At 34.2% G+C, this 24105-nt stretch carries 25 protein-coding genes; 14 read left to right on the top strand and 11 right to left on the bottom strand.

Going from position 1 to position 24105, the window contains the following annotated elements; all coding sequences use genetic code 11:
* The first annotated feature begins 179 nt into the window (after nucleotides 1–179).
* Nucleotides 180–896 (top strand): hypothetical protein, encoded by a 717-nt coding sequence (locus tag A8143_RS07520; protein ID WP_066757904.1) that lies wholly within the window; start codon nucleotides 180–182, stop codon nucleotides 894–896.
* Nucleotides 897–1150: 254 nt separating this feature from the next.
* Here A8143_RS07520 and A8143_RS07515 read toward each other — a convergent pair whose 3' ends face one another.
* From A8143_RS07515 to A8143_RS07455, 11 genes are all read right to left on the bottom strand, one after another.
* Nucleotides 1151–2749: an RNA-binding domain-containing protein gene (locus A8143_RS07515; protein ID WP_066757901.1), complete on the bottom strand. Its 1599-nt coding sequence runs from the start codon at nucleotides 2747–2749 to the stop codon at nucleotides 1151–1153.
* 222 nt (nucleotides 2750–2971) lie between these two features.
* Nucleotides 2972–3616, bottom strand: a complete 645-nt coding sequence (locus A8143_RS07510) for a hypothetical protein (RefSeq protein WP_066757900.1) — start codon at nucleotides 3614–3616, stop codon at nucleotides 2972–2974.
* A 121-nt stretch (nucleotides 3617–3737) separates the two neighbouring features.
* The gene (locus tag A8143_RS07505; RefSeq protein ID WP_066757899.1) at nucleotides 3738–4559 is read right to left on the bottom strand and encodes an RES domain-containing protein; all 822 of its coding nucleotides are present in this window, start codon (nucleotides 4557–4559) and stop codon (nucleotides 3738–3740) included.
* A gap of 19 nt (nucleotides 4560–4578) precedes the next feature.
* Nucleotides 4579–4878, bottom strand: coding sequence for a hypothetical protein (locus tag A8143_RS07500; protein ID WP_066757898.1), 300 nt, complete (start codon nucleotides 4876–4878; stop codon nucleotides 4579–4581).
* Nucleotides 4879–5208: 330 nt separating this feature from the next.
* Nucleotides 5209–6189, bottom strand: coding sequence for a hypothetical protein (locus A8143_RS07495; protein ID WP_066757897.1), 981 nt, complete (start codon nucleotides 6187–6189; stop codon nucleotides 5209–5211).
* Between the two features lie 250 nt (nucleotides 6190–6439).
* Nucleotides 6440–7530, bottom strand: a protein-coding gene (locus A8143_RS07490; protein ID WP_096348989.1) for an IS3 family transposase whose coding sequence is annotated in 2 segments (ribosomal slippage) — nucleotides 6440–7269 and nucleotides 7269–7530 — 1092 coding nt in all. Because the reading frame shifts where the segments join, the coding sequence is not laid out codon by codon here.
* Nucleotides 7531–8395: 865 nt separating this feature from the next.
* Complete coding sequence (locus A8143_RS07475) at nucleotides 8396–8905, bottom strand: hypothetical protein (protein WP_139134296.1); 510 nt, start codon at nucleotides 8903–8905, stop codon at nucleotides 8396–8398.
* 75 nt (nucleotides 8906–8980) lie between these two features.
* Nucleotides 8981–9598, bottom strand: a complete 618-nt coding sequence (locus tag A8143_RS07470) for an RDD family protein (protein WP_066757887.1) — start codon at nucleotides 9596–9598, stop codon at nucleotides 8981–8983.
* A gap of 464 nt (nucleotides 9599–10062) precedes the next feature.
* Nucleotides 10063–10362 (bottom strand): type II toxin-antitoxin system RelE/ParE family toxin, encoded by a 300-nt coding sequence (locus A8143_RS07465; protein WP_066757883.1) that lies wholly within the window; start codon nucleotides 10360–10362, stop codon nucleotides 10063–10065.
* A complete protein-coding gene (locus tag A8143_RS07460; RefSeq protein ID WP_066757881.1) occupies nucleotides 10355–10606 on the bottom strand; it encodes a type II toxin-antitoxin system ParD family antitoxin in 252 nt (83 codons plus the stop codon). Before A8143_RS07460 ends, A8143_RS07465 begins: the two co-directional genes overlap by 8 nt.
* Before the next feature lie 132 nt (nucleotides 10607–10738).
* Nucleotides 10739–11176 carry a 4-fold beta flower protein gene (locus tag A8143_RS07455; protein ID WP_066757878.1) on the bottom strand — a complete coding sequence of 146 codons (438 nt, stop codon included), beginning with the start codon at nucleotides 11174–11176 and terminating at the stop codon, nucleotides 10739–10741.
* Between the two features lie 522 nt (nucleotides 11177–11698).
* Here A8143_RS07455 and A8143_RS07450 point away from each other — a divergent pair.
* The 13 genes from A8143_RS07450 to hisIE all read left to right on the top strand — a co-directional run bounded on the left by A8143_RS07450 (nucleotide 11699) and on the right by hisIE (nucleotide 24046).
* Entirely contained in the window at nucleotides 11699–12271 is a 573-nt protein-coding gene (locus A8143_RS07450) for a Crp/Fnr family transcriptional regulator (RefSeq protein WP_066757875.1), read from the top strand.
* Between the two features lie 93 nt (nucleotides 12272–12364).
* Nucleotides 12365–13108 carry a type 1 glutamine amidotransferase domain-containing protein gene (locus A8143_RS07445; protein WP_066757872.1) on the top strand — a complete coding sequence of 248 codons (744 nt, stop codon included), beginning with the start codon at nucleotides 12365–12367 and terminating at the stop codon, nucleotides 13106–13108.
* A 1-nt stretch (nucleotide 13109) separates the two neighbouring features.
* Nucleotides 13110–14297 carry an MFS transporter gene (locus tag A8143_RS07440; protein ID WP_066757869.1) on the top strand — a complete coding sequence of 396 codons (1188 nt, stop codon included), beginning with the start codon at nucleotides 13110–13112 and terminating at the stop codon, nucleotides 14295–14297.
* A gap of 2 nt (nucleotides 14298–14299) precedes the next feature.
* Nucleotides 14300–15241: an aldo/keto reductase gene (locus tag A8143_RS07435; protein WP_066757866.1), complete on the top strand. Its 942-nt coding sequence runs from the start codon at nucleotides 14300–14302 to the stop codon at nucleotides 15239–15241.
* Nucleotides 15242–15644: 403 nt separating this feature from the next.
* Complete coding sequence (locus tag A8143_RS07430) at nucleotides 15645–16931, top strand: O-acetylhomoserine aminocarboxypropyltransferase/cysteine synthase family protein (protein ID WP_066757862.1); 1287 nt, start codon at nucleotides 15645–15647, stop codon at nucleotides 16929–16931.
* 244 nt (nucleotides 16932–17175) lie between these two features.
* Nucleotides 17176–18033: an ATP phosphoribosyltransferase gene (hisG, locus tag A8143_RS07425; RefSeq protein ID WP_066757859.1), complete on the top strand. Its 858-nt coding sequence runs from the start codon at nucleotides 17176–17178 to the stop codon at nucleotides 18031–18033.
* Entirely contained in the window at nucleotides 18033–19319 is a 1287-nt protein-coding gene (gene hisD, locus A8143_RS07420; RefSeq protein WP_066757857.1) for a histidinol dehydrogenase, read from the top strand. Before hisG ends, hisD begins: the two co-directional genes overlap by 1 nt.
* Entirely contained in the window at nucleotides 19316–20341 is a 1026-nt protein-coding gene (gene hisC / locus A8143_RS07415) for a histidinol-phosphate transaminase (RefSeq protein WP_066757854.1), read from the top strand. Before hisD ends, hisC begins: the two co-directional genes overlap by 4 nt.
* Entirely contained in the window at nucleotides 20338–21426 is a 1089-nt protein-coding gene (gene hisB / locus A8143_RS07410) for a bifunctional histidinol-phosphatase/imidazoleglycerol-phosphate dehydratase HisB (protein WP_066757851.1), read from the top strand. Before hisC ends, hisB begins: the two co-directional genes overlap by 4 nt.
* The gene (hisH, locus tag A8143_RS07405; protein WP_066757848.1) at nucleotides 21423–22001 is read left to right on the top strand and encodes an imidazole glycerol phosphate synthase subunit HisH; all 579 of its coding nucleotides are present in this window, start codon (nucleotides 21423–21425) and stop codon (nucleotides 21999–22001) included. The genes hisB and hisH overlap by 4 nt, the downstream gene beginning before the upstream one ends.
* On the top strand, nucleotides 21998–22717 hold the full coding sequence (gene hisA, locus A8143_RS07400) for a 1-(5-phosphoribosyl)-5-[(5-phosphoribosylamino)methylideneamino]imidazole-4-carboxamide isomerase (RefSeq protein ID WP_066757841.1): 720 nt from the start codon (nucleotides 21998–22000) through the stop codon (nucleotides 22715–22717). Before hisH ends, hisA begins: the two co-directional genes overlap by 4 nt.
* Nucleotides 22704–23456, top strand: a complete 753-nt coding sequence (gene hisF, locus A8143_RS07395; protein WP_066757840.1) for an imidazole glycerol phosphate synthase subunit HisF — start codon at nucleotides 22704–22706, stop codon at nucleotides 23454–23456. The genes hisA and hisF overlap by 14 nt, the downstream gene beginning before the upstream one ends.
* Nucleotides 23453–24046, top strand: a complete 594-nt coding sequence (hisIE, locus tag A8143_RS07390) for a bifunctional phosphoribosyl-AMP cyclohydrolase/phosphoribosyl-ATP diphosphatase HisIE (RefSeq protein WP_066757839.1) — start codon at nucleotides 23453–23455, stop codon at nucleotides 24044–24046. Before hisF ends, hisIE begins: the two co-directional genes overlap by 4 nt.
* Nucleotides 24047–24105: the final 59 nt, after the last annotated feature.

Below are 24105 nucleotides of genomic sequence, written 5' to 3'. Positions count from 1 at the left end.
TACGGTCGGGCTATCCGCACTCGCTTCCGCCCATCCGTCTAAGACGGAAGGACGAAGAGCTTAAACAATTGCTCCTATCCCTAACGCATTTTAAAAAGGCCACGCAGTTAGTACTATTTTAGTGGCTCTAAAATTGTCATTTAAATGAATTGCATATTTTTAGAACCTAATTCAACTCAATGAAAAATTTATTATACCTGATCCTCGGTCTCTTTACGCTTGCTTGCACAAACAGCACCGAAAAATCTCAACCTAAATCCATCTTAACCAAAAAATGGACCCCGGAAAAATTAAAAGAACACGCCCAAAATCAAGTTGACTCAACCTTATGGGATAAAACCTTATTTGCGCAAGACATTGAAACTTATCAAAATTTTAAATCAATTTTTGAAGCCTATCCCCTCAATAAATCTCCGTTTCCCGTAACAAACTACGATTATTCTGTCGCTTCAACTCCCATCGAAATAGATACAAACGGACGCTTTTTTAAAGGAATAAGTATCGGCGACTTTGAGCACATTGACGCAGATACAATCAACTATAAACTCTCTTTAATCCTGGTGCATAATTCGCCTGAAATTGATGAAAATACCCTTGTTGATTCCAGAAACTACCCCTACCTCACTGCTCAAGGAATTTTTACCCTTAAAAACACGACCTATGATTGGGTATTTAATTCAAGCCCCGACGGATTTTCAACCCTAATGATCAATATGAAATTATTTGACCTACGTTTTGGCGAAACCATCTTAATTTTCCCACAAGAAAACCTTTCCTTCACCTACCAACAACTCACCCTATCACCGAATGATTTTGATCAAATGAATGACTATAAAAATGCTATAATTAAAGCCGTAATTAGTTCTTCACCTACAGAAAAGGAAGCGGCAAATTAATTTCTACCCATTTAGCTCACGCCGCCTCAATGCTGTAAAAACAGTAAAAATAGTGAAGGAATGGCATTGCCTTAATTAGCGCTTGCGAGTTATTTGCAGGTTGAATGTGTGTTGTTATGTGCGGTTAGTGTAAGAATAGTAGTCGGTTTCGAAGCACTAAACTTTCAGTTAAGTCCAAAGTTTGAAACGAGTCAAAAGTCTTGATTTTACTGCTATTTCGCCTATTTTTTATATACATTGTTACCACACGTATTTTATTCTTTAAATCTTCTTTTTACATATTCAATCAGTTGTCGTCCTTCTAATTTATCGGTTGCAGGGTTTGTCCTAACGTAAAATTCATTTCCGTCATAGAAACAAGCCTTTTTTGAAGGTTTACAGGTGACACGCAAAACGTGCTTGTCCAAAACTTGGAATAAGTCAAAGTCAATTAGTGGATAAAATTCTGAGCCAATTTTAGTGTTTAGTGCATTTTTAAAATTCAATAGATACTTATCATTTGATTTGAAAAAGTCATCTTCAACACCTGTAATTTCTCCATTGTCAGCAACTCCGATTAAGAGTGTTCCACCTTCTGCATTTAAAAATCCGACTATGTTCTTTAATGAAGATTTTTCAATTTCCTTGTCCTTTTTTGAAGTGTGAACGTTTTTAGAAAACGTTTGCTTGAATTCGGACTTTTTGTTTTCTCCTTTTCTAATTAGTGAAAGAATTTCGTCCTCAGAACTAAGTTTCTTTAATGGACTCACAATCGAATCAAACTTTTCTAATATTGTATTCGCACTTTTTGGGTTAAGACTTAATTCACTTTTTAATTCATTTACTGTATCTTGAAGCTCTTTTAATTTTTGGTTTGTATGAATCAATATTTTCTGTTCTGCAATAGGCGGAATGGCAAGTTGACTGTCTTCAATGTTACTCTTCGTAATGTTTGGTATGAAAGAGCCTGTGCTTAATGAACTAAGGATTAATTGTCCTAAATCAGATTCGTAGAAAAGAGCCAAATACTCTGATAGAACCAATTCAGGGTCAAGTTGAATTTGGAAAATATTTTGGTGTTTAATTCGTATGTCATTGATAGACGAAACAACCTTAGAAGTCCCTATTTTGGGTATATAAACTGAGTTTGGCAAGTCGTTAAAACTCTCTCTTGTTAAATTAATGCATATGGCAACTTCTGAAAGTCGATAATGTCTGTAATCCTTGTATTGAGTTTGAAGTCCACCAATTTCATTTTCGATTTTTGCTTTCTGAAATGTTACAAATGTTTTACGGTCAACCCACTTACCATTTTGAATATTGTCACCTTTTTTTTCCTTAAAGTTATTTGCAATTAACAAGGGGTTTTCATTGTCAATTTCTGCAATAAATAGTGTATCCGTTTTATGATTTTGAAAGCCAATGATAATTGGATTAAATGCTGTTTTTGGTTGATAAAGCTTTTCAGGTGCATTTAGAAATAAATTGGCGAAATAACCTTTGGTTTCAAGTGCTACAAGAAAATCCTTTCCTTGTTTTGAAAAATAAACAGCAGGTTCAATAACTGCGAATAGAGTTCCATTGGGATTTATTTTCTCAAGTCCTTTTGTGAGAATGTTCCAACTCTGATTTACTTTTCTATTTTCATCATAAATAAATGGTTCTCGTCTCATACCAAAAGGTAAATCAGCGAAAACCATATCAAATTTTTTCTCGTATTCCTTGTTTAGTTCAGCTAGTGTTTCGTCAAATTGCATTTGTTCCTTATCCACACTCTCAAAACTCGACAAACTTAGAAGAGCTGTTTTCTTCAATCCAAGTGTTTCAGAAAAGACTCTGAGAAATTGTCCTATTTGAATTTGTCCTTTATTCATTTATTGTTGGTTTCATATGTAGGCTAACGGCTACGTATATAAAACGTACGGGATTTGAAGCACTTTCCTATCATGTTTGCACGTAGCCAAATTTGCGTTTTGACACAAATTTAAAATATTTAACAAAACCGTCAAATCGCAGATTTGGCGGACCTGATTAAATGTACAAACATTTCGTAAACCACTGACAACCTTATGTTTTATATACTTTGTTGTATTCAGTTATTGATTATCCGCGGCTATTATATGTTGTCTGAAAAATTGTTCAGGATTTGGTACTTTCCCTGATTTCTTAGGAGAAATGTCCGTATAGTATTCGCTACCATTAATTCTAATCGTTTCCCAATCAAACTGTTTAAGTTGCTCTATATTTTCGTCTAAAATTGATTGAAAACTTTCGTCTTTTAGTTGGTCTCTTGTTAAAGGAATAAATCTTGCAGTTTCATTATCACCACATTCAGTATCACTTATTTGAGCGAACTCTATGACATTACCATTTGTTAATTTAACTTTCATCGTAGTACTATACTCTGATAAACAACCTAAATCACCCGAATATGTGATTGAAAAGACTGTTAAGTCATCAACTCTAAAAAGATAACCACTAATAGTTTCCGAAACATTATTTACACCAAACCTTGACCATCTTTCAGTTGTAATTTTCTTTGTCTTTTCAAATTCGTCAACTTCTACTGTTGCTTTCACTGTTGAGTTAATGTAAGTTATTTCTTTTGCATACTTTGTTTTTTCCCAGGTACCGTTTTCAAATACTGTAATTGTATCTCCGTTTTCTGTAATTGCCTGTATCTGACTAACAGCATTAAGTGTCAGGCTCAGAAAGATTGATACTAATAATAGATTTTTCATTTGTTTAAAGTTTTGAATTTATTAATAATGTGAATTTTCAATTGCTTACAACGGCTAAGTAAAATTAGGCATTTATGCCGAACAGCTATGCTGTAAATTTTACTTTTTGTTAGGTTTAGTTTTAATGGTATATACTTTCATCAATTTTATGTCCATTGCAATTCAAGGGTTTCCATATGATTTCCCCACTTCTACTAAATTCGTTTGAAACATATAGACATTTAGTTTTGAATTCGAATGGTGATTTATGTCTATATGTTTCTTGTACTCTGGTTTCAATAATTTGTGAATATTTATCTATTAATTCAGGTTTCAATACAAAATTTTCGCCTTTTAAATTTGACGCGACAGAGGGAAAAACGATTCCATCAACATCTTGAATAAGTAAGTTTGTAAGAATTGCTGACGGCAAATAAAGAAAGTGTTTTTCTGGTGGAATTTGTGCCATAAACCTCTCACTGAGATACTTATTAAAAGCCTTTTCAGCATCAGTGAAATTTGTCTGAGTTTTTAGCAGATATTTCGAGTTTGGATTTACAGCTAACATTTTTAAGCTAGGTTTAGTTATTCTCAAGTCAATAGAAGAAATCCAATCATTATTTGGTCTAACCTCATAAAGCGAAGTTCCTGGGCGGTCTGAAGCATAAAATCTTGACTGGTTCCAAACATTCGCTCTGCCATGCAGGTTTACATATTCCGCCTTTGGATAATTCAACTCTGCCGTGTTTTCATATAAGATACCCCTCCCTTTATTTTTTCGGCAACGAGTTAGAACTAAATTTTCAGTATCAACGTTCATGACATATGTTGATAATGATTCGACACCAAGGATTTTGCTGACGATAGGAACAAATTTTTTGATTTCTTCTAGATCGTTGGATTCGAAATCAATAGAATCTGTGAATTCATTAAGTTCAGCTAGATATTTTTCAAATTTGTTCATTCGTGATGGGCTTATTCTATTATGGTCCCCAATAATCAAAATGAAACACAGTTTCGCTTTTAACGGTAAACTCTATATAACAGTCTTCGGCAGATCTCCCAATTGAATGTTGTCCGGGTTCTATTACTCCTTTTTCTCCTACACCATATGACCACAATTCATTGTCAACATATACTTCTGAAATTATTCCGCCACCTTTATCTTCTTCAATTACAAGGTATGTTTTTTGGTCATCCGAAGTTTCTTCGTAACCTCTCAAAACTCCATCAGAACACGAGAAAAACAATAGAGTCGTTAAAAATATGGTATACTTAGTCATCTTGTCAATTAAACCTAACGGTCAAATAAAAGTCATGGCTTTTATTCCTTAATATTTACTTGTGCTAATAATCTAATTAATCATTTTGGGTTGGGTTTTGTGTAAATATAGCACATTAATTTAATTTGTTGATCAGATCAGTTTTTTAGGTGTTCACCTGAGTCGAGCTGTTAGTTATTGCATTGGTTAGCGGTTCGGTTAAGCGTAATTCTAGGGAGTTGCACGTCACATTGTCGGTGTCGTAAAGTTTGTCGGGATGAGAATTAAAGAATAATAGCACAACGGTTTGACTATGCGTAGTATTGCGTATAGGTATTGTTGTGAGTAGTTTTAATCTAGTTTCATTCCACCAACCAATTCTATATTTTCCCCTTTACCTTCCTGTTCGACTGTTACTTTAGACATGAAAGTAAACCAATCATAACTATTAGGTTCTTTAGGTTCATCTTCCTCTAATTCATTCTTTTGTAAGTATAGTCGAGTTGATAAGAAGTCAACCAATACACCTTTTAAAAAGCGTTCTCGATACTCTTTTGAAGTATCTTCAATAGGAAAGAGAAACCTGATACCTTTTTCTTGAGATATATCTAATATTATCAATTTATTTTCAGGTCCCAGAATAACAAAATTTTTAGATGTTTCAGGAAGGTTCATTCTTTGGAGTTCTTTTTCTTCTGTTATTCTGGTTTGACGAAGTAGATATCCAACTAGATAACTTTCATATCCTTTGAATACATCATAGAGCTTCGTTAATAAATTCAGAGTTTCAGAATTTGCAAATTTTTCTTGTCCTTTGTTAGACCACCACATGGCATAAGTACCATTAACTTTAGGTTCTTTTTCAATTCTCATATCAGCTAATTGAAAAGGTTCAATGATTTTTTTCGGTTCGTATCCTTCATAAATAGGTATAGAACTAAAATAAATTAAATTAGGATATTTGGTCTTACCTACATGCTCTTGTAAGTCTTTGTATTTCAGCAAATCATCTTCGTTGTAAATAAAGTACAATGTATAGGCCTCTTCTCCAAAATTTATTACAACAGGCACTGTTAAAGCTCCTTCCTCAAGTAAACTGACATACATAACTGAATAAGAGAATTGTACTCCTTTATTTTCGGCTCTTTTTTGTAATTCAGCAATTGCAAGAATTCCATCTACTCGAACTTTGCCAGATATTCCTAATTCGAAATCCTCGAAACCAAAATCTGTGATGTTAGTAATAAAGTTGTTTTGAGCTTTATTGCTTTGGCTTTTAGAGCTTGATTCATTTGTTTTTTTCTCTTTCTTCAGAAAATCGAATAGTCCCATAGTTTTACTTTTTTTGTATTTATGTTATTACTCATAACGGTCAAATAAAAGACATGGCTTTTATTCCTTAATATTTACTTGTATTAGTGTTTTAATTAATCGTTTTGGGTTGGGTTTTGTGTAAATATAGCACATTAATTTAATTTGTTGAGTAGATTATTTTTTTTGGTGTTCGTGTAGCCTTCCCGAAAAATGTAGCCTGTTCCTTTTTCAGACAGTGTAATAATAGAGATTATCTATCAATAAATCCTTAGGGGCTAGCCCCTAATTTTTTCTTTTTGAATTGAATTGGACTCATTCCCAACAATGATTTATGTGGATGATACTGATTGTAATCGTTTCTCCAATCTTCTGAGATTTGTCTGACATCATGAATGTTTTCAAAGATGTAAGCATCAAGTACATCTTCACGATAATGCCTGTTAAACCTCTCTACATATGCATTTTGCATTGGTTTTCCAGGTTGTATATATTTGTTTTCAATGCCATTTTTTTCGCACCAAGACTTGAATACGCCAGCAATGAATTCACTTCCATTATCTGTTCTTATTACATCAGGCTTCCCTTTAAACTCAATGAGTCGTTCCATTACCTGTATTACTTTTACCGATGGAAAACTATATTCAGATTCCACGGCTAGCGCTTCACGATTAAAATCATCGATTACATTCAAAACTCTGAACTTTCGTCCATTTTCTAAAACGTCATGCATAAAATCCATGCTCCAAACCACATTCGATTGTATAGGAAGTGTTAAAGGTGCTTTTAGCCCACTTGCAAGCCTTCTTTTGCGTTTTCTACGCAATTGCAACCCCAGATTACGATACACTCTCAGAACTCGTTTTCTACCCCACGGATACCCCTGGTTCTTTAACCGGCCATAATACTCATCTATACCTCTGTGAGGTAACTGATCTGCTAGTTCTTGAAGTTTTTCTTCGATCACACTATCATCTTTTTTTGAAGTGTAATACCACATTGAACGATGTAAATTAACGACTCGACAAGCCTTCCCAACAGATATCCCTTTCTGCTCAATTAAAAACGCTGCTCTTTCTTTGCGTTGTGAAGGCTTTAGAACTTTTTTTCAAGTACTTCCTTTAAAAGTTCGTGATCCAGACTCAGATCAGCAAACATGCGCTTTAAACGTTTGTTTTCTTCCTCAAGCTCTTTGAGCTTCTTGAGCTGGGCAGTATCCATACCACCATATTTCTTTTTCCAGTTGTAGAATGTAGCATCACTGATGCCATTTTCACGACATAGATCCTTTGCCGATTTTCCAGCTTCGTACTCCTTCAAAATACGAATAATCTGACTCTCTGTAAATCTTGACTTTTTCATAATCAACAGTTTAAATTTAATCTATTTAACTAACTTTTTAACTGTCTGATTTTTCGGGAAGGCTACAAAAAGGAACAGGCTACAAATGTTTCTAAAAAATATTTCGAAAAGATTTAAAACAGGATAAAACGATTGAGCAACTCTCAAATTTATTCTATATAACTTTTGTGCTTTTGATTTTGAGTTTCCAGTAGCGATTAAAAATCGGTCTAATCTTGGTTGAGATAAATAGTATTCTAATTTTTGATATTCCAATATTCTTTTACTTTCATTTGTCTATTACAAAATAATTCACTTATTTTGTATTGTAATGCTTAATCAAGCCTCTTTCTTTACAGAAACGTAATTAAGTGAAAGATATACAAAACCTCTCAATTTTCGAGAGGTTTTTTCATTTTTATGCGTTCCGTTTAAATTATGCCCAACGGTAGAATAAAAGTCATGCTTTTTATTCCCTTATATTAATCTCTATTAATGTTTTAATTAATCATTTTGGGTTGGGTTTTGTGTAAATATAGCACATTAATTTAATTTGTTGATCAGATTGGTTTTGGGTATTCACCTCAGTCGAGCTGTAAGTTATTGCATTGGTTAGCGGTGCGGTTAAGCATAATTTAAGGGAGTTACACTTCACATTGTCGGTGTCGTAAAGTTTGTCGGGATTAGAATTAAAGAATACTAGCACAATGAAAGCATAAAAAACTTGCGATAAAGGCTATTTGGAATATTCCTTTAAAACAAGCCTTTGCAATCGCTAAATCAGGAGTTAAATATGACCAAACCTATAGAAGTATGCAACCTGTTTCAAAAGTAATTTAATTGAAAAATTAATTGTTTTTTAGTACAGTTCTTTGTTAGGTATTGTTTATTTTTCTATTAATTCAAACTCGTTTCTAGATGGAATCAATTTAAGGGCATCCAAGAGTTGCGTTTCGTAACCTAATGCAATTATCGATTTTTCAATTAAATCAAATACTATATAGAAGTCATTCACTTTAAAAGATGTCATAAAATCACTAAAGTCAGGGTCAAGGTGAGCGTACATTTTATCCCGTGCATTTTTGATTGCCTCAATTTCATGATCAAGTTTTTTAAACTCTTCAAGAAGTTCAGAATGATCATTAGAATCATTTCGAAGAAATTTAAAAATATTGTCTTTAGAGGAACAACCTTCTTTCAGTAATTTATAAAGTTCGATGTGTACGTCTTTTAATGCTAGATATCTGAAATGATAAAACAATTCATTGTTGCTACACATTTCCCGTATGACTTTTGAACTTTTCTTCATGTCTATATCATTTAAGAAACACCAGGTCTCCCAACTCGTCCTAGCAGATGAGTAATTCTTGATAAGTCGATGAATTGATTCGTCCATTTTTTTAATAATGCCTAACGGATAGGTTGTAGACTAAGTGGCGATTCTCTCGAGTGTCATCGTGCGCCATTTTGCTTACAACATGTTAGCAAATGTTTTATTCAATTCAATTAAGATTTTGCTTTTTTCAATCAAATTTTTGTCTGCTTTTACAAGAAGAGTTTTCGATACATTGTCATGTAAATTATACCCTAACATAAAAGAAATTACATCAAGAGTATTGATTATTGGCAGTCTAAATAATGAGCGTATCAGTATTTGAATTCGATTTGGTTTCTCAAAATTTTCAGCATTAACTACGATTGTTTTCGTGGCAATTTTCCCAATTGTTTGATTAAAGAATAATTCCATTAAAAAATAATAGAAGGCCAAAATAAATATAATTATTCCAAGGAATAAGAAGGGGCTTATGTCAACTGTGGAAATAAGGATTGGAGATAAAAACCAACCTATAATTATAAATGAGACAGAGTCTATTAGATAATTTAGTATTCTATCTTTTCTAGTTGTGAGAATAGAATTATTCACAATGGAATTATATGAATAAATATGATTTTTTTTGTCGAATTCAAAATCACCACATTCTTTTGAAAATTCAGGTTTATTTTTTGTTATACTACAAATTAAACCTTTATCATTTGAATAAGATTTGTTAATACATGATTCACAGTATGCGAAATTTTTTTTATCCATTATTTTAATATTTGCTAAACGGTCAAATAAAAGTCATGGCTTTTATTCCTTAATATTTACTTGTGCTAATAATCTAATTAATCGTTTTGGGTTGGGTTTTGTGTAAATATAGCACATTAATTTAAATTTTTGATCAGATCAGTTTTTTGGGTGTTCGCCTGAGTCGAGCTGTAAGTTATTGCGTTGGTTAGCGATTCGGTTAAGGTTAATATCATGGGGTGTACTTCACTTTGTGGGTGTCGTAAAGTTTGTCGGGATTAGAAATAAAGAATAGTAGCATAATGAAAGCGTAAAAAACTTGCGTTAAAGGCAGTTTGTAACAAATTACTAAAACAAGCCTTTGCAATTGCTAAATCAGGAGTTAAATATGACCAAACCTATAGAAGTATGCAACCTGTTTCAAAAGTAATTTAATTGAAAAATTAATTGTTTTTTAGCACAGTTCTTTGTTGTGTGTAGTTTTTTTATTCGGTTATTCTATTTTTTAAATCCATTTGTCCGTGTAAAATTCTCGTAATTTCAATGGGTAGGTTAATTCGTTTTCGGTAAAAAATTATATGCCGGCTTGTTTTAAGTCCGAATAAGTCATTGGTTATTCCCTCGTAATTTTTTCCTAAATCAGGATTATTAGCAATGTCTTGACAGCTATCTAATAGCAAGTTATAATATCTATCAGCTTGTTGTTCTGACCACTTTTCAATTGTGTATTCCCAAATTCCAGTTAAATCTTCAACTGCTTTGTTGGTCAGTTCATATTTAGCCATTCTTTTTATGTCTAGCTTTTAATTCCTGAAGATGTTTTTCCGGGTCAAAATCGTGTGCAATCCCACTGTCAACTCCTTCTTGGATTGCATTTCTCAAAGCAATGACTTTACTTTCTTCGTTTTCTAAAAGGCGCAGTCCAGCTCTAATTACTTCACTTACGTTTTTGTATCGTCCAGTAGAGACTTGGCTGCTCACAAATTGGTCAAAATAATTTCCGAGTGATATTGATGTGTTCTTACTCATAATTCAAATATTTGTTCAAAAATACCAAAAATTGGTAAGTTTTCCAAATTACACCCATCGGTTTGGCTATGCGCAGTGTCCCGAAGGGCATTGCGTATAGGTGTTGTTGTATGGCGTTATTCTTTTGTTTTTTTAATCATCTACACCTTGAAGCAGGAATATTTTAAAATTTGTTGAGCTCCAAGAACTGCTCAAATAGGGTTTATACGGAGCGTATTCCCGATAACTCTTGTATGGTTTGTATTCTTTGTATCCTTTATAAGGTTCATATTGCGTGTACATAGAAGTAGCATCTTCCGTTGCTCCAACTGCATCTCCATCATGATCTCTAATAATACCGTCAATGAACCAACCTAAATGAGTTCCATTAAATCCGTAGACGTGAAACTCTCCGCTTTTCTTGTAGAGATACGCGACAGGCTTTCCTCCCCAAAGATAAATTGTTAAATCATCGTCTTCCGTATCAATGTACGCGGTTGCCTCACCATCTGAATTAAACAGTGAAATCTCATCTTGTGCATATAAGTTAAAACTCAATAAGAGTAATGCTGTTACTAAAATATTCTTCATGTTATTTTTTAAATGCCATACAACGGCAGGCTGTCTAATAAGTAAAATTAAGTCCTTGAGAATTGGCTATTTCAAAATTTTCCAAGGTACCTGTCCAACTATCAAATGGTCAAAATTAGGTTATTAGACAGCCTGACGGTTGACTAAAAGTAATAAACTTTATTTCTTTTTAAAGAGATAAAGTTCAGAAATAATCATAAACAAGTGCTCATTAATCAATGGTATACGATGTTCATGCTTTAACTGCATTTAAAATGTGCAATTCATATGATTCAAAACAGTTGTAAGATTGAAAGATCCGACATGTGCCAGTAATCAATTTAACAGGTCAAATTACCTATTACGAAGGCTGAAAGAAAATAAAAATCGTACCGCTCCGTATAGTCCTTTCAATTTACCTCATTTCGTACAATCCAATGTCTTAACAAGTATTTAACAGTTAAACATTTGATTTCTAAAAGGGCAGTAACTACTTTAACACGCTCAACTAAGAAACAATGAAAATTCGTTTAGTTTTAGACCATGAATGATAATTACCAGCTCTTAAGAAGACATTTTGAAGAACTCGTCGAATTAACAGATGAGGAATGGGATTTTATTCGACCGCATTTCAAAGACAAAAAATTAAAAAAGAGGCAATTTCTTATTCAAACCGGTCAGCAGGTAGAACATGAATACTGGATTATAAAAGGACTGTTAAAATCTTACGCCATTGATGAAAAAGGCAACGAACATATTTTGCAGTTTGCCTTGGAGCAGTATTGGGTAAGCGATTATAATGCCTTCCAAAATCAACAACCTGCTTCCATATATGTTGATTGCATTGAAGATTCCGAATTTTTTGCATTGTCGCTCGAAAGCCGTGAAATAATCTGCAAGGAAGTTCCAGCTATAGCCAATTTTTTTCGTCTAAAATCCAACAATGGATTCGTGAGTTTACAAAAAAGAATATTATCCTTATTGACTCAAACAGCTGAAGAACGTTATCATGCTCTGGAGGAAAAATTACCTCATTTAATTCAGCGCGTTCCAAAAAAACTAATTGCAGCGTATCTCGGTGTTTCAAGAGAAACGCTCAGTCGATTTAAACTTTAGGTGTGATATAGGTCACAAAAAATATGTGATTTACATCCTCGCACAGCGTTTTATCATCCACGATCTTTGTCCTCGAATTTAAAATGAAAAACGATGAAAAGATTATTTTTAATCCTATCCATTATAGGAATTGGATCGATACATAGTTTCGGTCAGCAAGAAAAAACGCAAGTGTTAATGGTACTTTCTAGCCATAAAAAACTTGGTAATACAGGTAAAGAGACCGGTTATTACTTAAGCGAAGTTACGCATGCCTATGAGGTATTTGAAGCAGCAAATTTTGAAATTACTTTTGTGAGTCCCCAAGGAGGAACTCCACCAGTTGACGGTTTTGATTTAACAGATCCTATCAATAAAAAATACTGGGAAAATGAAGCTTTTCAATCCAAATTACAGGCAACAAAAAAACCTGACGATATTCAGCCATTAGATTATGACATAATTTATTATGCCGGTGGTCATGGTACGATGTGGGATTTTCCAAAAAACAAAAAATTATCCAAAATAGCGACCAAAATATATGAAAACAATGGTGTTATAGCCGCTGTATGTCATGGACCTTCGGCTTTAGTGAATATTAAACTTTCGGATGGTTCATATTTGGTGGATGGAAAAAACGTAAGTGCCTTTACCAATGAGGAAGAAGAAGCGGTTGAACTTACCAAAGTTGTTCCTTTTTTATTAGAAACAACCTTAATAGAAAGAGGTGCAATCATAGTAAAAACAGATCTATGGAAAGAACAAGTTAGTGTTGATGAACGCTTAGTAACCGGACAAAATCCTGCTTCTGCAAAATTGACTGCGCAGGAGGCTGTTAAACTCATAATAAACAATTAAGATGGCGTCAGCACAAAGTTCCATTTTAGGAATACCGACTTCTTTATTAGCATTATCCATTAGTGCTTTTGGAATTGGTACAACGGAATTTGTGATTGTAGGGTTACTATCCACAGTTGCCAATGATCTTGAAATCTCTGTTTCAATGGCCGGACTTTTAGTCAGTTTATATGCTGTTGGAGTGGCTATTGGGGCTCCAATTTTAACTGCTCTAACAGGTAAAATTCCAAGAAAAAAACTATTGGTTAATGTGATGTTAGTTTTCATTCTCGGAAATATTTTAGCCGCCTTAGCCTCTAATTTTTATCTCTTAATTTTCGCCCGAATTATTACTGGATTTTCACATGGTGTATTCTTTTCAATTGGTGCAACAACAGCTGCAAATCTAGTCCCTGAACATAAAAGAGCAACTGCAATTTCTATCATGTTTGCAGGTTTAACCATCGCAATAGTTTCCGGTGTACCATTAGGAACTTTAATTGGGCAACATTACGGATGGCGTGCAACATTTATTGGCGTAGCTTTATTAGGGATTATTGGTGCCGTATCAAGTTATATTTTGATTCCGAACAACCTACCAAAGCCAACTCCATTAAAATTAAAAGATCAACTAAGAGTCATTAAAAATAAATCAGTACTCTTAGTACTTACGATCACCGCATTGGGGTATGGAGGTACATTTGTTACATTTACTTATTTATCTCCTCTTTTAGAGGGAGTAACAGGATTTAGCCAGGGAATGACAAGCCTTTTATTACTGGTCTACGGAATAGCCATTGCTATAGGGAATATAATTGGTGGGAACGTTTCAAATAAAAAGCCAGGAAAAGCTTTAATTATAATGTTTTTCTTGCAAGCCTGCGTATTATTCTTATTTTATTTCACTAGTCCTTATAAAATTCCCACCATTGGTACTTTATTTTTAATGGGCATCTTAGCTTTTGCAAATGTACCTGCCTTGCAGCTCTACATTGTTAAAATGGCTGAGAAATATGTACCAGGAACCGAAGATGTTGCGTCAGCACTTAATATTGCGGCTTTCAATATCGGAATTGCTATTGGTGCTACAATTGGTGGAATGACGGTTGAATCATTACTAGGAATTGGGGCTACACCTTGGGTGGGAAGTATCCTTGTATTAATCGGTTGTTTTGCCACACTAATTTTGTATAAAAAAGAAAAAAGATAAACATGAAAACGATAAAATTTAAAAATCACGACGAGATGCCTATTCTCGGCTTAGGAACTTTTAGATCTCAACCAAATGAAGTATACGACGCTGTTCTTACTGCAATTAAAGAAGGATACAGACATATTGATTGCGCCGCAATTTATGGAAATGAATCGGAAGTTGGTGATGCCATTCAAGAAGCTATAAAACAAGGAATTGTTAAACGAGAGAACTTATGGGTAACGTCTAAATTATGGAATAATTCGCACGGCCAAGAAAATGTTTTACCTGCTCTAAAAAAAACACTTGAGGATTTAAAACTAGATTATTTGGACTTATATCTTGTACATTGGCCTGTGGCTTTGAAACACGACATTGTAATGCCCTCAAAAGGTGATGATTTTATTCCTTTATCAGAACTGCCAATTTCCGAAACTTGGAAAGGAATGGAGAGTGTCTTAAATGAAGGTTTAACGCGTCACATTGGGGTCAGTAATTTTAATACAAAGGATTTAGAAAATTTATGGGATAAATCCAACCATAAACCAGAAGTGAATCAAGTAGAAATCCACCCTCTTCTACCTCAAAATGAACTCCTTGAATATAGTAACCAAAAGGGAATTCACCTTACAGCTTATGCACCAATTGGCTCAGGTGGAAATGCAGAAAAAAGCATTAGTATTTTAGAAAACCAAACAATTTTAAAGCTTGCTGAAGAAAAAAACTGCTCACCTGCTCAAATTGCGTTAGCTTGGAATATGGCAAGAAATATATCTGTCATTCCAAAATCCACCAATAAAAAACGAATTGCTCAAAATTTTAACGCTACCGCTGTTGAATTATCAAATGAAGAGATTAAAGAAATTGATGATATCAACCTAAGTCATCGCTTTATCGATGGTAAATTTTGGGAATTTGAAGGGGGACCTTATACTGCGGAAGGGATATGGGGAGCAAAATAAATTCCGTTAAAAAAATGGTGAAAATGGGGATAAGTGATTTTTAATTATCAAACTGTTGTTATTTAAATCATTTATTTACTAAGTTTGCCTCCTATGAAAAACAAAATAACAATGATGTGCTGTATGATGGGTAATGAAAATTACGTAAAGGCATAGCTATTGTTTTAACATAAATAGAACTTGAAGTCCTTTGCATTTGCGAAGGACTTTTTTTTTGAATTGAAATGAGTGTAAAAAGGATAAATAAAATGTGTTGTTGTAAAAATACAATGTGCATGACTATGCGCATCAGGATAAGGTATTACCCAGATTGAGAAAAGCAAAACACATTTTCAAGTCCCTTCGGTAATACATAACTGAAGGGACTTTTTTTTATCGAATTAAACAAAAAAATAAACCAAAAATGAAAACGATAGATAAAACGACCTCCGCTTTACATGCTGGACACGAAACAAATTTAACAGAAGGAACAAGAGCAGTTCCCATTTATCAGACAACCTCATACGTCTTTAACGACACCGATCATGCTGCAAATCTTTTTGGATTAAAAGAGTTTGGCTACATTTATTCTCGCTTAAATAATCCTACAAACGATATCCTCGAGAAACGCTTAGCAGCCATAGAGGGTGGAATTGGAAGTGTAACTTTTGCCTCGGGAACAGCTGCAATATCTTCGACCTTGTTAACTTTACTTAAAAACGGCGATCACATTCTTGCCTCCAATAGCCTCTACGGTGGAACCTTTAACCTTTTGAATGTCACCTTACCCCGTTATGGAATCAAATCCTCTTTTGTAAACGCCAACCAAAGTGAAGAAATAGAAAAAAATATTAATGAAAATACAAAAGTCATTTTTATCGAATCAATTGGGAATCCTAAACTAGATATTATTGATATTGAGAAAGTTGCTAAAATTGCTCAAAAATATAAAATACCACTGATTGTGGACAATACAATAGCAACACCTTATTTAATACAACCAATTGACTATGGCGCCAATTTAGTCATTCATTCGTTAACCAAATATATTGGTGGTCAGGGAAACTCACTTGGCGGTGCTGTTGTTGATGCCGGAAATTTTGATTGGGGCAATGGTAATTTTCCTGAAATTACTGAACCTTCAAAAGGATATCACGGATTAAAATTTTTTGAAACATTTAAAGCCGCAGCATTTTTAGTGAAATTAAGAGTTGAAGGATTACGTGACTTGGGAGCGGCAATAAGTCCTTTCAACGCATTTCATATTATTCAAGGATTAGAAACTTTACCTATTCGAATAAAAAAACACTCCGAAAATGCGTTACATATTGCTAAATGGCTACAAAATCAAGAAGGTGTAGAATGGGTAAATTACCCTGGTCTTCCTTCAAGTAATTATCACGAGCTTAGTCAAAAATACTTAACCAATGGCCAAAGTGGTCTTGTTACTTTTGGATTAAAAGGAGGCTTTGAAGCTGCTAAGAAGTTTACGGATTCAACTCAGCTTTTTTCTTTACTAGCCAATATCGGCGATACAAAATCACTCATTATTCACCCAGCAAGTACCACGCATCAACAATTATCAGCAGAAGACCAAGTACAGACTGGTGTTTTTCCAGATTTGATTCGTTTATCAATTGGATTAGAAAATGTTGAGGATTTAAAAAATGATTTAAAAAGCGCATTAGAACAAACTAATTCAAAACACTAAACATCAGTATATTAAAAAATTATTTTCAAATTATTTACACGAATTATTTTTTAATATCAAATAAATTCATTTAGATTTGCAAAACAAATGAACAGAATAGCACTACATCATCATCATTTTCATATTTGCTCTCAGGCAAAGTGAAAGTGGTATGCTAAAAAGTAATATATCGAAAAACACTGTCTGAGTAAATCAGATGGTGTTTTTTCATTTAAAAGGTTTACTCAGGCGCATTAAAAATAAAATGAGTAAACTAAAAATTGCCGTTCAAAAATCAGGACGCTTAAATGAATCCTCGTTAAAATTGCTTAAGGATTGTGGGTTCAATGTTAACAACGGAAATGATCAACTCAAAGTAAGTGTTGAAAATTTTCCAATCGAACTTTTATACCTGCGCAACTCTGACATCCCACAATATGTTGAAGATGGTACAGCTGATATTGGTATAATTGGCGAAAACCTGTTAATCGAACAGAAAAAAAACATTACCATTCTGCTGAAATTGGGCTTTGCTAAATGTAGAGTTTCATTGGCCGTACCAAAAGCAATTGACACCAATGAACTATCCTACTTCGAAGGAAAGAAGATTGCAACATCTTATCCAGCAACGTTAAAAACCTTTTTAAATGAGAATAAAATAAACGCTGAGATTCACGCGATTGCTGGCTCCGTAGAAATTGCACCCAATATTGGATTGGCTGATGGTATTTGTGACATCGTGAGTTCTGGAAATACCTTATTTAAAAATGGCTTACGAGAAACGAAAGTAATTCTGAAATCAGAAGCAGTGCTAGTCCAATCGCATAAAGTTAATTCAGATAAAAAAGCGTTAATTGACCAAGTTCTTTTTAGAATTCAAGCTGTTCTGCGCGCCAGAAGAAACAAATACATTTTATTAAATGTTCCGAATGAAAAAATTGAAGCGGTAGCAGAAATCTTACCAGTCTTGGAAAGTCCTACTGTCTTACCTCTTGCTAAAAAGGGCTGGAGTTCTCTTCACTCGGTCATCAAAGAAAAAGAATTTTGGCAAGTGATTGATGCTCTGAAAATGGCCGGTGCTAAAGATTTATTAATCGTTCCTATAGATAAAATGGTTTACTAATGAAGACAATACTCTACCCGAATATAGATGAATGGAAGTCATTATCCAATAGACCTACCATATCGGATGACCTTTTGGCTCCTAAAGTCTTAAAAATATTAAAAGATGTGAAAACAAATGGAGATGCAGCTATCAATTTTTACAATCAAAAATTCGATAATTTCAACGATGTGAATTTTGAGGTTACGGCTGAAGAGGTTGAGTTGGCTGCTCAATTTATTCCTCAAAAATTAAAAGACGCCATAGAATTGGCTTATGAAAACATCTATGCTTTTCACCATATTCAAAAAAAGAAAGAAGTACGCATCAGTCCAAAACCTGGAGTTACCTGCTGGCAAAAAGCAACGGCCATTGAAAAAGTTGGCCTTTATATTCCTGGAGGTAGTGCTCCTTTATTTTCAACTATATTGATGCTTGGTATTCCTGCTAAAATAGCTGGATGCAAAGAAATAATTCTCTGCACTCCTGCCAACGAATTTGGTAAAATAAATCCGACTATACTTTATGCTGCTAGGCGAGTTGGCATAACCAAAATTTACAAAATTGGAGGGGCACAGGCTATCGCTGCTATGGCATATGGTACGCTACAGGTAGATAAAGTATCAAAAATATTTGGTCCTGGGAATCAATATGTCACAAAAGCTAAAGAACAAGTTCAAATGGACGGCACTGCAATTGATATGCCGGCTGGACCGAGTGAATTATTAATTATAGCAGACGAGACATGTAATCCTAAATTTGTCGCTGCAGATTTACTATCACAAGCAGAACATGGCGCTGATAGCCAAGTGATTCTCCTAAGTCCACTTCAAACAATTGTTGAACGCTGCTTGAAAGAAATCAACTTACAAATAAGCGAACTTCCCAGACAAAATACGGCCAAACTAGCACTTTCAAATAGTAAAGCCATTGTTTTGGAAAATTTAAAAGACTGTTTCAAGTTTAGCAATAACTACGCTCCCGAACACTTAATCATTGCATGTAAAAATGCCGAAATGCTTGCTGAAACCGTGATTACTGCAGGATCTGTTTTTATTGGGAATTACAGTTGCGAATCTGCGGGTGATTATGCAAGTGGAACAAATCACACACTGCCCACAAATGGTTATGCGGCGAGTTATAGTGGTGTTTCTGTTGATAGTTTCGTGAAGCAGATAACCTTTCAAAAAATAAGTCCAGCTGGATTACAAACAATTGGCCCTGCCATTGAAACGATGGCGGAGGCAGAAGGTTTAACGGGACACAAAAATGCGGTAACCATCCGCCTAAATACCCTTGATATATGAAAATTGAAGATTTAATTCGGCCGAATATTAAATTAATGAAGGCCTATACCAATGCAAGAGAAGAGTTTAATGGAAAGGCAGATTTGTATTTGGATGCAAACGAAAGTCCTTTTGGTCAGTTTAACAGGTATCCTGACCCGAATCAAAATATATTAAAAAAAAGGCTTGCCAAATACAAACAAGTGAGCGAAAATCAAGTATTTATAGGAAATGGTTCTGATGAAATTATTGACCTGATCATACGACTTGTTGCTGAGCCTGGACTGGACAAAATAATGCTCTTCCCTCCTACTTATGGAATGTATGAAGTTACCGCTTCATTAAACAATGTTTCTTCCATTAAAATTCCGTTGAATTGTGATTTTGAAATTGATTATCAGAAAGTGGAACCTCTTCTACAAAACCCTGCTCTAAAAGTCATATTCATTTGTTCGCCTAACAACCCTAGTGGGAACAATATACCCAAGGAAACAATCTTAAAACTACTCAATAATTTCAGAGGGTTGATTGTAATTGACGAAGCGTATATTGATTTTTCATCTGAAAATTCTTGCCTCGAATTCTTACGAAATTTTGATCGGTTAATCATTCTTCAAACCCTCAGTAAAGCATGGGGAATGGCAAGTTTAAGAATAGGTGTTGCTTATTCAAATCCTAAATTAATCAACTATTTAAACAAAATTAAACCACCTTACAACATCAGCAATGTCAATCAAAATTTAGCATTAGAAGGCTTAAACCGAGCTGATCAAATAGAGCAAAATATAGCCACTATCATTCAGGAGCGAAAATACTTGACTTTAGCACTTTCAGCTGTAAAAATTGTAAAAAAGGTCTACCCTTCTGCATCGAACTTTTTACTTATTGAAGTGGATAATGCCGATTTACGTTATCAACAATTACTTGAATTAGGAATCATTTTAAGAAATAGAAATACACAGATTTCAAATTGTCTCCGCGTGAGTATTGGGACACCGAAAGAAAATCAAACACTCATTCACACTTTAAAAGAATTACAATGAAAAAAGTACTTTTTATCGATAGAGACGGAACAGTTGTTATCGAACCACCTAATGATTATCAACTAGATAGTCTTGAAAAATTAGAATTCTACCCTGGTGTTTTTAGCTGGCTATCAAGAATATATCAAGAATTGGATTATGAATTGGTAATGGTCACTAATCAAGATGGATTAGGAACGCCCGCTTTTCCCGAAGAAGACTTTTTACCCGCTCACAATAAAATCGTTCAAGCTTTTAAAAATGAAGGTATACTTTTTTCTGAAATACTAATTGATAAAAGCTTTGAAGCAGACAACCTACCCACCAGAAAGCCAAATACAGGGTTGTTAAGCAAATATATTTATGGTAATTACGACCTTAGTAAATCATTTGTAATTGGCGATAGAGACAGCGATATTCAGCTTGCCTTAAACTTAAACGCACAGGGAATATTTATTGGAGATTATCATAAAAACGCAGTACTCGCAACAAAAAAATGGCGAGCAATTTATGAATTTCTAAAGTCAAGACCAAGGCAAGCTAGCGTCTCCAGAAAAACCAATGAAACAACTATAAATTTAGACCTCATACTTGATAGTTCTACCCCTTCTACTATAAACACTGGTTTAGGATTTTTTGATCATATGCTTGAACAAATAACTAAACATGGTTCAATCACGCTAAAACTAAACGTAACCGGGGATTTACAAGTGGATGAACATCATACGATTGAAGACGTTGGATTATGTTTAGGTGAAGCGATTAATAAAGCCTTAGGTAGTAAAAAAGGTATTGAAAGATACGGTTTTCTACTCCCTATGGACGAGTCATTAGCTCAAGTAGCTATCGACTTTAGTGGGCGACCACAACTCGTTTGGGAAGGAGAATTTAAACGGGAAAAAATTGGTGATATGCCCACTGAAATGTTCTCGCATTTTTTTAAATCTTTTTCAGATGCAGCACTCTGCAATTTAAATATTAAGGTTGATGGCGAAAATGAACATCACAAAATCGAAGCCGTATTTAAGGCGTTTGCTAAAGCGCTAAAGATGGCAATTCAAAAGAACAACACTAATTTATTACCTACTACAAAAGGAATGTTATGATAGCAATCATCAATTATAATGCGGGGAATACAGTATCCGTCCAAAACGCTTTATGGCGTCTGAACTGTGAGAGTATTGTGACAAACAACCCTGCGGAGATACTCAACGCTTCAAAGGTAATTCTACCAGGCGTTGGTGAGGCCAGTTCTGCCATGCGAAACTTAAAACAAAAAGGTTTAGATGAAATTATTTTACGTATCAATCAACCATTTTTAGGGATTTGTTTAGGTCTTCAACTCCTCTGCAAAAATAGCGAAGAAGGTGATACGCCTGGCTTAGGTATTTTTGACACTAATGTTCATATATTTCCAGCTTTGCGAAAAGTGCCTCATGTTGGTTGGAATTCGATTAAAAAACAACCTGTAAAATTCTTATCAAACATTGAATCCGAAGACGATTTCTATTTTGTTCATAGCTTTTATGCTTCAATTTGTGAGCATACGATTGCCGAATCAAACTATATTCTTCCGTTTAGCGCGGTATTAAAGAATGAAAACTATCATGCCACACAATTCCACCCTGAAAAATCAGGATCAACTGGAGAACAACTTCTTAAAAATTTTCTCGAATTATGAAAATAATACCAGCTATAGACATCATCAATGGTCAATGCGTTCGACTTGAAAAAGGGAACTATAAACGGAAAAAAATCTACTCCAAATCACCTGTAGAAATCGCCAAAAAAATTGAAGACTCAGGAATTGAACATCTTCATTTAGTCGATTTGGACGGTGCAAAAACGCAGCAAATTATAAATCTTGAAATACTCGCTACAATTTGCGAAGAAACCAGTTTAAAGGTTGATTTTGGCGGAGGGATAAAAACGATTAATGACTTAGAATTGGCATTCAATGCGGGAGCGAACCAAGTTTCTTGTGGAAGTGTAGCGGTGCATAAACCAGAAGAATTTGAAGGTTGGATTTCGAGATATGGAACGGAACGAATCATTTTAGGTGCGGATTGCAAGAATAGAAAAATCGCCACAATGGGATGGAAAACAGTCGCTGATATTGATGTTATAGAATTTATAGAACACTATCAAACAAAAGGAATCAAAGAAGTCATTTGTACCGACATAGAACAAGACGGAATGCTAAATGGTAGTGCGATTAGCTTATATGAAGAAATTATTGCTAAAACGGATGTAGCATTAATTGCAAGCGGCGGAGTCAACTCAATTAAAAACCTTTTTGAATTAGAAGCAATTGGATGCGCGGGAGTCATTATTGGAAAAGCGCTCTACGAAGAACGAATCACACTCAAAGAATTAGCAGAATATGTTAAAAAATAGAATTATACCGTGCTTAGATATCAAAGACGGAAGAACCGTAAAAGGCGTCAATTTTAATCATTTAAAAGATGCAGGTGACCCCATCGTATTAGCAAAAAAATATGTTGATGATCATGCTGATGAATTAGTATTCTTAGATATTTCAGCGAGTATCGAAAAAAGAAAAACACTGGTTCCACTTGTCAAAAAAATTGCAAAACACATTAATATACCTTTTACTGTTGGCGGTGGGATAAACGAGTTGGAAAGTGCTGAAGAAATTATAAAATCAGGTGCTGATAAAATTTGTCTAAATACAGCTGCGGTAAATACGCCAACATTGATTAATAAAATTGCCCAAACTTTTGGTAGGCAGGCTGTAGTAGTAGCTATAGATATAAAAAAAACAGAAAACCAATGGTTTGTTTATACCTATGGAGGGACAAAAAAGACTGATCTAAATCCGATTAATTGGGCTAGAAAAGTGGAAAATCTTGGAGCAGGTGAACTATTAATTACAGCAATGGACAAAGATGGTACAAAAGAGGGCTTTGAAGTTGATTACTTGAAAAAGATATCCAGTCAAGTTAACATTCCGGTAATTGCTTCTGGTGGAGCAGGAAAGCAAGTTCATTTCAAACAAATCTTCGCTAATACAAATGTTACTGGAGCTTTAGCTGCAAGCGTCTTCCATTTTGAGGAAATTAAAATTCCTCAATTAAAAACCTATTTAAAAACTGAAAAAATCCCGATAAGATGAACTTAAATTTTGAAAAAGGAAACGGCCTTATTCCTGTCATAATTCAACACCAACTAAGTCTTCAGGTTTTAATGCTTGGATACATGAATGAAGAGGCTTTAAAAAAAACAATAGAAGATAAAATTGTAACGTTCTATAGTCGTTCAAAAAAACGATTATGGACAAAAGGAGAGTCTTCGGGGAATGTACTCAGAGTTGCTGAGATTAAATTTGATTGTGATTCGGATACGCTATTAATTTTAACCTTTCCAAAAGGACCAACTTGTCACAATGGCACTAATTCTTGTTTTGATTTGAGATCAGCAAAGGGCTTTTTGTATGAATTAGAATCGAAAATTGATGAACGAATAAATGAAAAAGCAAGGAACTCCTATTCTTACGAACTTTACGAAAAAGGCATAAATAAAATTGCTCAAAAAGTTGGTGAAGAGGCTGTGGAACTAGTCATTGAAGCCAAAGATGATAATCTGACATTATTCAAAAATGAAGCCGCTGATTTAATGTATCACTTTCTCTTGCTGCTAAGAGCTAAAAACACCAACTTGAAAGCAATAGAGCAAATTTTAAAAGACAGAAGTAAAGTTAAATAATCGACCTTATTCGTTTTCTTACTTAAGACTTTTTGATTAAGTTTAGCGTAACACCTAAT

Source organism: Crocinitomix algicola (assembly GCF_001661595.2).
GTDB lineage: Bacteria > Bacteroidota > Bacteroidia > Flavobacteriales_D > Crocinitomicaceae > Crocinitomix > Crocinitomix algicola.
Note: the sequence above shows the minus strand (reverse complement) of the source record. Positions and strands in the feature narration are given on the sequence as shown.